This is a genomic window from Paraplanobispora takensis, assembly GCF_016863195.1.
Lineage (GTDB): Bacteria > Actinomycetota > Actinomycetes > Streptosporangiales > Streptosporangiaceae > Planobispora > Planobispora takensis.
The window spans coordinates 1-11,651 of record NZ_BOOK01000084.1 but is presented as its reverse complement, the minus strand read 5'-3'; the positions used below and the strand labels follow the sequence as shown (position 1 = coordinate 11,651).

Annotated in this window: 10 protein-coding genes; 2 read left to right on the top strand and 8 right to left on the bottom strand. The window is 73.5% G+C overall.

Translation table 11 applies throughout. From position 1 onward, the window contains the following. Positions 1–60: 60 nt before the first annotated feature. The 3 genes from Pta02_RS39130 to Pta02_RS39120 form a co-directional block, all read right to left on the bottom strand. Positions 61–702: a pyridoxamine 5'-phosphate oxidase family protein gene (locus Pta02_RS39130; protein WP_203880098.1), complete on the bottom strand. Its 642-nt coding sequence runs from the start codon at positions 700–702 to the stop codon at positions 61–63. 104 nt (positions 703–806) lie between these two features. Next, the gene (locus Pta02_RS39125; RefSeq protein ID WP_239131567.1) at positions 807–2,396 is read right to left on the bottom strand and encodes a Na+/H+ antiporter; all 1,590 of its coding nucleotides are present in this window, start codon (positions 2,394–2,396) and stop codon (positions 807–809) included. Between the two features lie 150 nt (positions 2,397–2,546). After that, entirely contained in the window at positions 2,547–3,959 is a 1,413-nt protein-coding gene (locus Pta02_RS39120) for a hypothetical protein (protein ID WP_203880096.1), read from the bottom strand. 376 nt (positions 3,960–4,335) lie between these two features. On the opposite strand from Pta02_RS39120, the gene Pta02_RS39115 reads away from it, so the two are divergent. Continuing rightward, positions 4,336–6,324 carry an ATP-dependent DNA helicase gene (locus Pta02_RS39115; protein WP_203880100.1) on the top strand — a complete coding sequence of 663 codons (1,989 nt, stop codon included), beginning with the start codon at positions 4,336–4,338 and terminating at the stop codon, positions 6,322–6,324. Positions 6,325–6,375: 51 nt separating this feature from the next. Here the strand turns inward: Pta02_RS39115 and Pta02_RS39110 are convergent, their stop codons facing one another. Genes Pta02_RS39110 through aroC form a run of 5 tightly spaced genes read right to left on the bottom strand, consistent with a single transcriptional unit; the run spans position 6,376 to position 10,451 of the window. After that, positions 6,376–7,179, bottom strand: a complete 804-nt coding sequence (locus tag Pta02_RS39110; protein WP_203880095.1) for an SGNH/GDSL hydrolase family protein — start codon at positions 7,177–7,179, stop codon at positions 6,376–6,378. 29 nt (positions 7,180–7,208) lie between these two features. Next, positions 7,209–7,640, bottom strand: a complete 432-nt coding sequence (aroQ, locus tag Pta02_RS39105; protein ID WP_203880099.1) for a type II 3-dehydroquinate dehydratase — start codon at positions 7,638–7,640, stop codon at positions 7,209–7,211. Positions 7,641–7,676: 36 nt separating this feature from the next. Beyond that, positions 7,677–8,753, bottom strand: a complete 1,077-nt coding sequence (gene aroB / locus Pta02_RS39100) for a 3-dehydroquinate synthase (RefSeq protein WP_203880094.1) — start codon at positions 8,751–8,753, stop codon at positions 7,677–7,679. Between the two features lie 19 nt (positions 8,754–8,772). Next, positions 8,773–9,276 carry a shikimate kinase gene (locus Pta02_RS39095; protein ID WP_203880093.1) on the bottom strand — a complete coding sequence of 168 codons (504 nt, stop codon included), beginning with the start codon at positions 9,274–9,276 and terminating at the stop codon, positions 8,773–8,775. Next, on the bottom strand, positions 9,273–10,451 hold the full coding sequence (aroC, locus tag Pta02_RS39090; RefSeq protein ID WP_203880092.1) for a chorismate synthase: 1,179 nt from the start codon (positions 10,449–10,451) through the stop codon (positions 9,273–9,275). The genes Pta02_RS39095 and aroC overlap by 4 nt, the downstream gene beginning before the upstream one ends. 314 nt (positions 10,452–10,765) lie before the next feature. Here aroC and Pta02_RS39085 point away from each other — a divergent pair, with 314 nt between their 5' ends. Beyond that, positions 10,766–11,389: an LGFP repeat-containing protein gene (locus tag Pta02_RS39085; RefSeq protein WP_203880091.1), complete on the top strand. Its 624-nt coding sequence runs from the start codon at positions 10,766–10,768 to the stop codon at positions 11,387–11,389. The last annotated feature ends 262 nt before the right edge of the window (positions 11,390–11,651 follow it).

Sequence of the window (11,651 nt, the reverse complement as noted above, 5' to 3'; positions counted from 1 at the left end):
TCTAGGGGAGCCGTACATTCATTGACATCCGCGTCACTTTAGAGATCTCTACCTGAGACGTCAGCCCAGGTGGGGCGGGGGCTCGACGCCGGGGGGAAGCAGCGGGTCGGGGTCGAGGGCGTCCCAGACCGTCCGGAGCGGGCGGACGCCCGCCCAGAGGCCGAGCCCGGCGTCGGGGCCGTCGCCGTCGCCGGGCGGGCCGGTTCGGATCTTCACCGACGCCTCCCGGGTGCTCAGCGCCAGCAACGCGGTCGCCGCCAGCTCCTTGCGGCTGGGCCGCCGGGCGTAGTCCCACTGGCCCGGGGTGGCGTGCTCGGTCAGGCAGCGCAGCCCGGCGAGCTTCTCCTCGGGGTCGGTGACCGGGCGCGGCACCCCGTAGATCATGGCGCAGCGGTAGTTCACCCCGTGCTCGAACACCGACCGGGCCAGCACCAGCCCGTCCACGTGCGTCACGGTGAGGCAGACGGTGGCCTCCGGCGCCTCCACCAGGCTCCGGCTGGCCACCGAGCCGTGGAAGTACACCACCTCGCGGTCCGGGCTCAGGCCGTAGACGGTGGGCACCACCATCGGGCGGCCGTCGACGACGACCCCGAGATGGCAGACGAACCCGGCGGCGAGGACGGCGTGCAGATCATCGCGGTCGAGGCTGCCCTGCTCGCGGAGACGACGATGCCGGGTGCGTTCGGTTTCGACGATCTTCATGGCGGCACGCTACCGATTCAGGAGGAAAATTTCCATATCCCAACGAAATCCGTCGCCTTGTCTGCCGATCGCAACGGACACCGCGCTTCCGGCAAGGGAGCCGGTCAGTCGCGGGCGAGGGTGGCCTCCTCGAAGTCGAGCTCGTTCATGACCCGGCGGAGAACCTCGTCGTCGATGCGGCGCTCGTCGCGCATCCGGACCAGGACCTCGCGCTCGGCCGCCAGCATCTCCCGGCGCAGCCGCCGGTAGACGGCGCTGGGCGTCTCCTCCCCCTCGAACCCCGTGCCGCCGCCCAGGCGCTCCCAGGCGGTGAGCGTACGGCGCTCGGCCCGCAACCTGAGCTGCTCCACGACCTCCTGGTGGACGTCGGCGACGCCGTCGGCCACCAGCTCGTCCAGCCGGGTCAGGGCCGCCGAGGCGGCCGCCTGCTGGGCGCCGGCCTCGGCGAGGTTGTCGGCGAAGGCCTCCTGCTCGGTGGAGACCCGCAGGCGCCGGATCAGCCAGGGGAACGACAGTCCCTGCACCAGCAGCGTGCCGATCACCACGACGAAGGTGAGGAACACCAGCGTCTCCCTTCCGGGCAGATCGGGCGGGAGCGCGAAGGCGGCCGCCAGGGAGACCACCCCGCGCATCCCCGCCCAGCTGACGATCACCACGTTCTGCCAGGAGGGCGGCCGGGGCTCGCGGCGGCGCACCCGCGCGGACAGGAGCCTGGGCAGGTAGGTCGCCGGCGGCACCCAGACGATCCGGGCGAGCACCGCGACGGCGAAGACCGCCAGCGCCATGCCCAGCGGCTTCCACGGGTCGGACCAGTCGAGCGCGGTGACGATCGGCCACATCTGCAGCCCGATCAGCGCGAAGACGACGGACTCCAGGAAGAAGTCCATGACCCGCCAGATCGCCTCGGACAGCAGCCTGGTGCCGAACCCGCTCCTGGGCAGGCGGTGCCCGACGACCAGGCCGACGATCACCACGGAGACCACCCCGGAGGCGTGCACGGCCTCGGCCGCGAGGTAGACCCCGAACGGCACCAGCAGCAGGATGGTGTTCTCGACCAGGGCGTCGCGGACCATCCCCAGCATCCGCGACAGCAGCCAGGCGAGCACGACGCCGATCACCACGCCGCCCGCGGCCGCGTAGACGAACTGGCCGGCCGCGTCGATCCAGGGGATCCCGGTGATCCCGGTGATCCCGTGCCCCACCGCGGCGGCGACGGCCACGCGGTAGGCGGTCAGCGCCGTGGCGTCGTTGAACAGGCTCTCCCCCACCAGGATGGTGACCACCTTGCGGGGCAGCCCGAGCCGGCGGGCCACCGCGACCGCGGCGACCGCGTCGGGCGGCGCCACGATCGCGCCCAGCGCGAAGGCCGCGGCCGGGTGCAGGTCGGGCAGGAGCAGGTGGGTGACCCAGCCGATCACCAGGGTGCTGAAGAGCACCAGCCCGACCGACAGGAGCATCACCGGCCGCAGGACCGTCTTCAGCCGCATGTAGGAGCTGTCGATCGCGGCGGAGTAGAGCAGCGGCGGCAGCAGGACCAGCAGGACGATCTCGGGGTCCAGCTCGTAGGCCGGCATGAGCGGCGACAGGACCAGCCCCGCCACGACGAGCAGCAGCGGTGCGGGCCACCCCCTGCGCCTGGCGAGCGCCGCCACCGCTATGGCGATGACGGGTACCACCAGCAACTGCACCGCCATCGCCTGATCCATCGCACCCCCACCGGTCGAGCAAGGTCAGGGTACGGTATCCGGACCGGAGAGGATCAGCCGGGAGGCGTCCCGCCGCTCACCCGCGACGGTGGGCGGCGCTCGGCGCTCACCGGGGAGGACGGCTCTGCCCGCTGCGTGTCACCACTCGCGGCGGTCGTCGCGGTCGCCGTAGCCCTGCTCGGGACGGAGCCGCTCGCCCGTGGAGTGCGGCGGTTCCTGGATGTAGGGACGCGACATCCCCTGGTCGGGCTGCTGCTCCTGGCGGGTGCGGAAGTTCAGCGGGTCGGAGGGGTCCATGCCGCGCTGGTCGTAGCCGCCCTGCGAGCCGTACAGGTCGCGCAGGTCGGCCGGGTGACCGCCCGGCTGGCCCGCGGGCCGCTGCGGGAACCCGTAGGGATCGGGCTGCGCCGGGGGCGGATAACCGTAGGGGTCGGCCTGGACGGCCCCGTGGCCTGACTGCCTGCCCTGGGCGGCGAAGCCGAAGGGGTCGGTGGAGTGGCCCTGCGACGGGTAGGCGTCGGGGGCCGGCCCGTGCCCGGAGGACGGGAACTGCTCCACGTGGGGCGTGAAGGGGTCCACCGGCCGCTGCTGCCTTCCGGCCGGCGGGGCGAAGGGGTCGACCGGGTGCTGGGCGGCGAAGGCGTCGGACGCCTGCGGCGCGCCGTACTGGGCGGGGCCCTGGTGGGCGAAGGGGTCGGACGCCTGCGGCGCGCCGTACTGGTCGGGACCCTGATGGGCGGCGAACGGGCCGGCGGAGTGCTGCGGCGCGGCGAAGGCGTCGGCCGGCTGCGGGGGGAAGGGCTCCGCGGGCCGCTGCGGCACGCCGTACGGGTCGGGCTGGCGGTGGGCGGCGAAGGGGTCGGCCCCTTGGGGCGCGCCGTACTGGTCGGGGCCCTGGTGCGCCGCGAAGGGGTCGCCACCGGGGGCGTACGGCTGCTCGCCCGGCCCGGCGGGCTCGGCGAGGTGGGGCCGTCCGTAGGGCGAGCCGTCATCGACGATCATGTTCTCGCGCGGGACCGCGTCGGCCGGGCCGTACGCTCCGCGCTCCTGGAAGCGGTCCGGCGCGGGCACGGCGCCCCGGGCGACCAGGACGTCGTTGGGGCCCAGCGCGGCGGTCTGGCGCGGCTCCTCGTGCGGCGGGACCGCCTGGGCGAACGCGGGGTCGGCGTAGCCGGGCGGGGGGACCTGGGTGGCCGCCGGGTCGGTGTACGGCTGCGGCTGGGCGTGCGGCTGGGCGTAGTCCTCGGGGCGGGGCCGGGCGTACTGCCCCGTGCCGGGGAACTCGCCGGGGGCGGCGTAACCGGCCCCCTCGGCCTGCTCGTCCGTCTCGTCGGGGTAGCGGCCCCCGGCCTCGATGAACCCCTGGTCGAGGGTGTCCACCAGGCGGCCCACGTCGTCCATGGGCATGCGGAAACTTGCGGTGCACATCTCACCGCGCCACAGGCTCAGCACCAGTGTGCCTTCGTGCCAGGTGACCCGGAGCACCCGCTCCTGGCCACGCTCGTCAAAGAACACTTCGCCGAACGACGGCAACGGGACAACTTCCGACATGGAGGACATAGTCTCTAACCAGCCTTTATTCGTCCACTCGACCTCTGGAAACCCTACCGAACCGGTCTTACCGTCCTCATCTTCAGCCCCAGAGGCATCGAAGGGAAGGGCCCCGGTCCGGGGTCTTGGGGTGATGCACGGCTGGGTGGTCTCGCCAGTGTGCCACGGAACGCGGGGTGCGGGTTCCGGAATTCCCGGACAGGTCCGGCGGCCGCCGCGAGGCGACCGCGACTGTCGGGGGGAGCGGGTACGGTTGGCTGTCGTGCCGACCGACTCCCTCGCTCCCGCCGAGACGCCCGACGCGACATCCGGTGACGACGCCTCCCGATCCGGTGACGACGGCTCCCGTGACGGCTCCGCCGCCTCCGCCGCGGACCTGCCCACGGTCGACGAGCTGCTCGCCGCGGCGGTCAAGGCCGTCGGCGGGATCGAGCGCCCCGGCCAGATCGCGATGGCCAGGGCCGTCCAGCGGGCGATCGACTCGGGCGACCACCTGGCCGTCCAGGCCGGCACCGGCACCGGCAAGTCGCTGGCCTACCTGGTCCCCTCGATCCGGCACGCCATGACCTCCAAGGGCGCCGTCGTCATCTCCACCGCCACGATCGCGCTCCAGCGCCAGCTCGTCGACCGCGACCTGCCCCGGCTGGCCCAGGCCCTGGGCGAGAGCCTCCCGAACGAGCCGACGTTCGCGATCCTCAAAGGCCGCCGCAACTACCTGTGCCAGTACAAGGCCAGCGCCGGCTGGCCCGACGACGAGCAGGACCAGCTGTTCGACCCGCGCGAGGTGAGCGCCACCGGCCGGATGGTCCAGCGCATCCAGGAGTGGGCCGGCGAGACCGAGACCGGCGACCGCGACGAGCTGGTGCCGGGCGTCAGCGAGCAGGCCTGGCGGCAGTTCTCGGTGAGCGCCAGGGAGTGCCTGGGGGCCCAGCGCTGCCCGAACGGGATGGAGTGCTTCGCCGAGCTGGCCCGCGCCCGCGCCGGGGAGTCCGACGTCGTCGTCACCAACCACGCGCTGCTGGCGATCGACGCGATGGAGGACCTCCCGCTGCTGCCCGAGCACGACGTGGTCGTCGTGGACGAGGCCCACGAGCTGGTCGACCGGGTCACCTCGGTGGTGACCTCCGAGCTGTCGGAGGGCACGGTCACCCTGGCCGTCGGCCGGGTCGGCCGGCTGATCGAGCAGGGCGTCTCCGACCGGCTCATGCAGGCCGGTGAGGACCTCAAGGCGCTGCTGGCCGCCGCGCCGCCCGGCCGCCTGGACGACCTGCCCCAGGTGCTGGGCCTGACCCTCGCCCTGATCCGCGACGCGGCGTGGGGCTGCATCACGGCGCTGGGCCCACGCAACGCCTCCGACAAGGACGACCCCGAGGGCGCCGGGCTGCGCAAGGCCGCCTTCACCGCGCTGGACGACGTCCACGACACCGCCCAGCGGATGCTCGACGCCTTCGGCCACGCCGCCGAGGTCGACCGCGCCGAGGTGGTCTGGCTGGAGGCCGGCACCGACCGCCGGCCGCCGATCCTGCGGGTCGCGCCGCTGAGCGTCGCCGGGATGCTCCGCGAGAAGCTCTTCGGCGACCGCACGGTCGTGCTGACCTCCGCCACGCTGGCGCTGGGCGGCGCCTTCGACGGCCTGGCCCGCCAGTGGGGCCTGGGCCCCGCCGACGGCGACCGGTCGGGCTGGACCGGCCTCGACGTCGGCTCCCCCTTCGACCACCCGCGCAGCGGCATCCTCTACGTCGCCGAACACCTGCCCCAGCCGGGCCGCGACGGCCTGCCTGAGGCCTACCTGGAGGAGATCACCGAGCTGATCGAGGCCGCCGGCGGCCGGACCCTGGGCCTGTTCTCCTCGATGCGGGCGGCCAAGGCCGCCACCGAGGCGCTGCGCGACCGGCTGAGCGTGCCGCTGCTGTGCCAGGGCGACGACTCCACGATGCTGCTGGTCAAGCAGTTCGCCGAGGACGAGCCGACCTGCCTGTTCGGCACCCTGTCCCTGTGGCAGGGCGTGGACGTGCCGGGCCCGTCGCTGCGGCTGGTCATCATCGACCGCATCCCCTTCCCCCGTCCCGACGACCCGCTCAGCTCGGCCCGCCAGCGCCACGTCGCGGCCAAGGGCGGCAACGGCTTCATGTCGGTCGCCGCCACCCACGCCGCCCTGCTGCTCGCCCAGGGGGCCGGGCGCCTGCTGCGCAGCCAGCACGACAAGGGCGTGGTCGCGGTCCTCGACCCCCGCCTGGCCACCGCCCGCTACGCCGGATTCCTGCGCGCGTCGCTGCCGCCCTTCTGGTCCACCAACGACCCGGACACGGTCCGTCAGGCGCTCAAGCGCCTGACGGCGTCCGCGGGCGGGGCGGACGGGAGCTGACGCGGAAGGGCGTGCCCGCCGTACGGCCCTCCGTGCCCGCCGTACGGGCTCTCAGCCGAAGGGCTTGAGGTCCGGGCGCTTGGGGTCGACGGCGTCGCCGGAGGATCGGCCGCGCAGGCGGCGCAGCACCCACGGCCCCAGGTGCGTGCGGACCCACTGCACGTCCTCGCGGCGCTTGATGCGGGGGTCGACGTCCACGCGGGGCGGCCAGGTCACCCGCCAGTCGTCCTCGGTCGGGACGCCGAGGACCTCGCACACCCTGGCGGCCACGATCCGGTGGCCCTCCTCGTTCATGTGCAGGCGGTCCTCGCTCCAGGCCCGCCAGTCGCGCAGGCCCTGCAGCGACCACTGGTCGACCAGGTGGCAGCCGTACAGGTCGGCGATGGACCGGATGTGCAGATAGAAGATCGCGAAGGTGCCGCGGGCCCGGCGCATGATCGGGGTGTCGCGCGGGTCCACCCCGGTGAACAGCAGCACCTGCGACCCGGCGGCCCGCAGGTCGCGTACGGCTCCCGCCAGCTTCTTGGCCATCCGGTCGGGGTCGCTGCCGGGCCGCAGCAGGTCGTTGCCCCCGGCGCAGAGGCTGACCAGGTCGGGGCGCATCCCGATGGCCGGCGGGACCTGGTCGGCCACGATCTGGTCGATGAGCTTGCCCCGCACGGCGAGGTTGGCGTAGCGGAAGTCCGGGTCGAGCGCGGCCAGGCGCTCGGCGACCCGGTCGGCCCAGCCGCGGAAGCGCTCCTGCCCCGCCGGGTCGGCGCCGCCGTCCACGGCGGGGTCGTTCAGTCCCTCGGTGAAGCTGTCGCCCAGAGCGACGAACGAGCTGTAGTGCGTCACGGGTCCCCCCGGTCCCATGATCACGGCGTCCGGCCGCGATCGGTCGTTCAGACGGCGTCGGCGATGGCGCGCAACGCCAGCACGTAGGAGTTGAGGCCGAAGCCGGCGATGGTGCCGGTGGCCACCGCGGCGACCACCGAGGTGTGCCGGAACTCCTCACGCGCGGCCGGGTTCGAGATGTGCACCTCGACCAGGGGCGCGGTGCGCTGGGCGATGGCGTCGCGCAGCGCGTAGGAGTAGTGGGTGAAGGCCGCGGGGTTCAGCACCACCGGGACCTTCGCGTCGGCCGCCTCGTGCAGCCAGCCCACCAGCTCCGCCTCGTCGTCGGTCTGCCTGACCTCGACCGACAGGCCCAGCTCCCGGCCGGTCTCCCGGCAGAGCGCGGCCAGGTCGGCGAAGGTCTCGGCGCCGTACACGTCGGGCTCGCGCGTGCCCAGCCGCGACAGGTTGGGACCGTTGAAGACGTACACGGGCTTCATCTGATCACTCACCGTTCCTCGCCGGTCGCGTCCCCGTCATCGGGCGATCTTCTGGTAGGCCGCTTCCAGCAGGTCCTCCGCCGGGTTCTCCAGCGGGGACACCTTGGCCAGGTCGTCCAGGACGACGAAGCGCAGCGTGGCGCCGCGGCTCTTCTTGTCCAGCCGCATGTGGTCGCGCAGGGCGGGCCAGGCCTCCTTGCGGTAGGCCGTGGGCAGGCCGACCGACGACAGGATGGCGCGGGTGCGCTCCACGATCCCGGCGCCGATCCGGCCGTCGAGGTGCGACAGCTCCGCGGCGTAGACCATGCCGATCGCCACGGCCTCGCCGTGGCGCATCCGGTAGTCCTCGACCCGCTCGATGGCGTGGGCCAGGGTGTGGCCGTAGTTGAGGATCTCGCGCAGGCCGCTCTCCCGCAGGTCGGCGCCGACGACGTCGGCCTTGACCTGGACCTTGCGGCGGATCAGCTCGCGGGTGTGCTCGCCCTCGGGGAGCCGGGCGCCCTCGGGGTCGTCCTCGACGAGCCGCAGGATCTCCGGGTCGGCGATGAAGCCGCCCTTGATGACCTCCGCCAGGCCGCCGACGTAGTCGTCGCGGGGCACCGAGACCAGCGTGGCCAGGTCGCACAATACCCCGGCCGGCGGGTGGAAGGAGCCGACGAGGTTCTTGCCCTCGGGGGTGTTGATGCCGGTCTTGCCGCCGACGGCGGCGTCGACCATGCCGAGCAGGGTGGTCGGGACCTGCACGACCTTGACCCCGCGCAGCCAGGTGGCGGCGGCGAACCCGGCCAGGTCGGTGGTGGCCCCGCCGCCGACGCCGACCACGGCGTCGGAGCGGGTGATGCCGTGGCGGCCGAAGGCCGACCACAGCTCGGCGGCCACCTCGGCCGTCTTGGCCCGCTCGGCGTCCGGCACCGGCAGCGCGACGACCTCGTATCCGGCCGCCTCGATGGCGCCGCAGACCGGCCGGGCGATCTCCGGCAGGGTGGCCGGGTGGACCACCGCGACGGTGCGGACCTTCGGCCCGAGCAGCCCGGGCAGCTCGCCGAGGATCCCCGTGCCGATCACCACGTCGTACGGCGTCTCACCGGAGACCGTGATCCTGGACAGCGTCACCGCCGCGTCCCCCTCCCGCTCACAGGCCCAGCCCCTTGACGATCTCGTCCACGACCTCGCCGGCGCCGCGCTCGTCCGTCGCGACCCTGACGGTCGCCAGGCCCTCGTAGATCGGGCGGCGGGCGTCCATCAGCTTCTTCAGCTGGCTGCGCGGGTTGAGCACCAGCAGGGGGCGCGCCGAGGCCAGGCCCACCCGGGAGACCGCCTGCGACAGGCCGACCTCCAGGTAGACCACCGGGTGACCGGCCAGCAGCTCCCGCGTCGGCTCGGCCAGGATCGCACCGCCGCCCAGCGCCAGCACGCCGTCGTGCTCGGCCAGCGCCAGCCGTACGGCCTGCGCCTCCAGCTCGCGGAAACGCTCCTCGCCGTCCTCGACGAAGATGTCGCTCACCGGTTTGCCCGCCACGGCCTCCACGTCGGCGTCGGTGTCGCGGAAGGCGAGGCCGAGCCGCTCGGCCAGCAGCCTGCCCACGGTCGTCTTGCCCGATCCGGGGGCGCCGATCAGAACCGCACGAGGACTCATTTGATCACCATCGAGGACAGGTATCCGGACAGGTTGCGGGCGACCTCTTCGACGGAGTCGCCGCCGAACTTCTCAAGCGCGGCGTCGGCCAGGACCAGGGCGACCATGGCCTCGGCGACGATCGCGGCGGCCGGTACGGCGCACACGTCGGAGCGCTCGTGGTGGGCCTTGGCCGCCTCGCCGGTCAGCACGTCGATGGTGGCGAGCGCGCGGGGCACGGTGGAGATCGGCTTCATCGCGGCGCTGACGCGCAGCGGCTCGCCGTTGGTCATGCCGCCCTCGACGCCGCCGGCCCGGTTGGTGATCCGGCGCACGCCGTCGGAGGTGTTCTCGATCTCGTCGTGGGCCCGGGAGCCGGGGCGGCGCGCGGTCTCGAAGCCGTCGCCGACCGCCACGCCCTTGATCGCCTGAATGCCCATCAGCGCGCCGGCCAGGCGGGAGTCGAGGCGCCGGTCCCAGTGGGTGTAGCTGCCCAGGCCCGGCGGCAGCCCGTAGGCGATCACCTCGACGACGCCGCCGAGGGTGTCGCCGTCCTTGTGGGCCTTGTCGATCTCGGCGACCATCGCGGCGCTGCCGGCCGGGTCGGCGCAGCGCACCGGGTCGGCGTCGACGGCGTCCATGTCGCCGGGGCCGGGGACGACGCCCTCGGTGGTCTGCGCCGCCCCGATCGAGACGACGTGGCTGACGATCTCGACGCCGAGGGCCTGCTTCAGGAAGTTCCTGGCGACCTGGCCGAGGGCGACGCGAGCGGCGGTCTCGCGGGCGCTGGCCCGGTCGAGCACCGGCCGGGCGTCGTCGAAGCCGTACTTCTGCATGCCGGCGAGGTCGGCGTGGCCCGGCCGGGGGCGCGAGCGCGGCGCGTTGCGGGCCTGGCCCTCCAGCACCTCCGGGTCCACCGGGTCGGCCGCCATGACGGTCTCCCACTTGGGCCACTCGGTGTTGCCCACCCGGATGGCCACGGGACTGCCGAGCGTGCGGCCGTGCCGTACCCCGCCCACCACGGTCACCACGTCCTGCTCGAACTTCATCCGGGCGCCGCGGCCGTAACCCAGGCGTCGCCTCGCCAGGGCGCGGTCGATGTCGGCCGTCGTCACCTCCACCCCGGCGGGCAACCCTTCGAGGATCGCGACGAGTTCGGGGCCGTGGGACTCTCCTGCGGTCAGCCAGCGCAACATGGGGACAAGTCTTCCATGTGCCGCCCACTGGAATGGCCTCAGCTCACCTGATGAGACGCCGACCGGCGGATCCGGCGTGAAGGCCAGCCCTCCCGCTCCGCGGTGGTTGTCCCCGGAGGCAGCCCTCCCCTCCTGCGGTGGCCGCCCTCCGGAGAGAGGGTGGCCAGCGCCCTGCCCGGCGGAGTCCCGGCTTCCTATCGTCGATGGTGTCCGATGAGCGGCGATCCCGAAGGTGATCGCGACACGGAAAACACGCCGCCGCTCCGTAGCGGTGCCGAGCGTCTCCTGCCCCCTTCTCCTCCGGAGGACTCGCCATGTTCGTCAACCGTGCCCTGCCGGCCGTCGCCGCCGCGGCCGCCTCTCTCGCCGTGCTCGCCCCGGCCGCGCAGGCCGCGAGCTCCGCCTCGGCTCCGGCCTCCCTCGCCCGGGCCGACGCCTGCGACCCGGCGCTGGTGGCGCCGCAGGGAAGCCTGATCGGCAAACTGTGGCGCTCCAACGGCGGACCCGCCAGCGTCTACGGCTGCCCGGTCACCAAGGAGTTCGGCTACCCCGACAAACGCGGCTCCTGGCAGCGCTTCCGGAACGGGAAGATCGTCTGGTCGCCCAACCTCGGCGAGGGCACCCTGGTCCGCGTCTACCAGGCCCGCTCCAGCGGCAACCTGGTGTTCCGCTGGAGCGGGACCGGCCGTGACTGGGACTTCTTCAACGTCCGCTGGAGCAGGAACGGCGGTCCGGCCACCCAGGTGAAGGTCACCCGGATCGATCCGTGGAGCGGCGCCTACTCGATGGCCCCGCACGTCCGGGACGGGGTCGGCACCAGCACCAACGGCGACTCCCACCCCAAGTTCGTCTTCATCGTCCAGGGCTGCGACCGCGGCACGTTCAGCTCCGACTGCGGTCCGTGGAGCATCCCGACCTCGATCACCACCCGCCAGTGACACCGCCGGCGGCGGGAGCGGGGAGTCCGCACCTGCCGCCCGGACGCCCCCTGAACGACCCTGAACGACCTTGGAGGAAACCTCATGTCCGCCAGCCGCGCCGTATCGGCCGCCCTCATCACGGCCACCGCGCTGACCGCACTCGCCGCTCTCGCTCCGGCCGCCCAGGCCTCGGCTCCGGCCTCCCTCGCCCGGGCCGACGCCTGCGACCCGGCGCTGGTGGCGCCGCAGGGAAGCCTGATCGGCAAACTGTGGCGCTCCA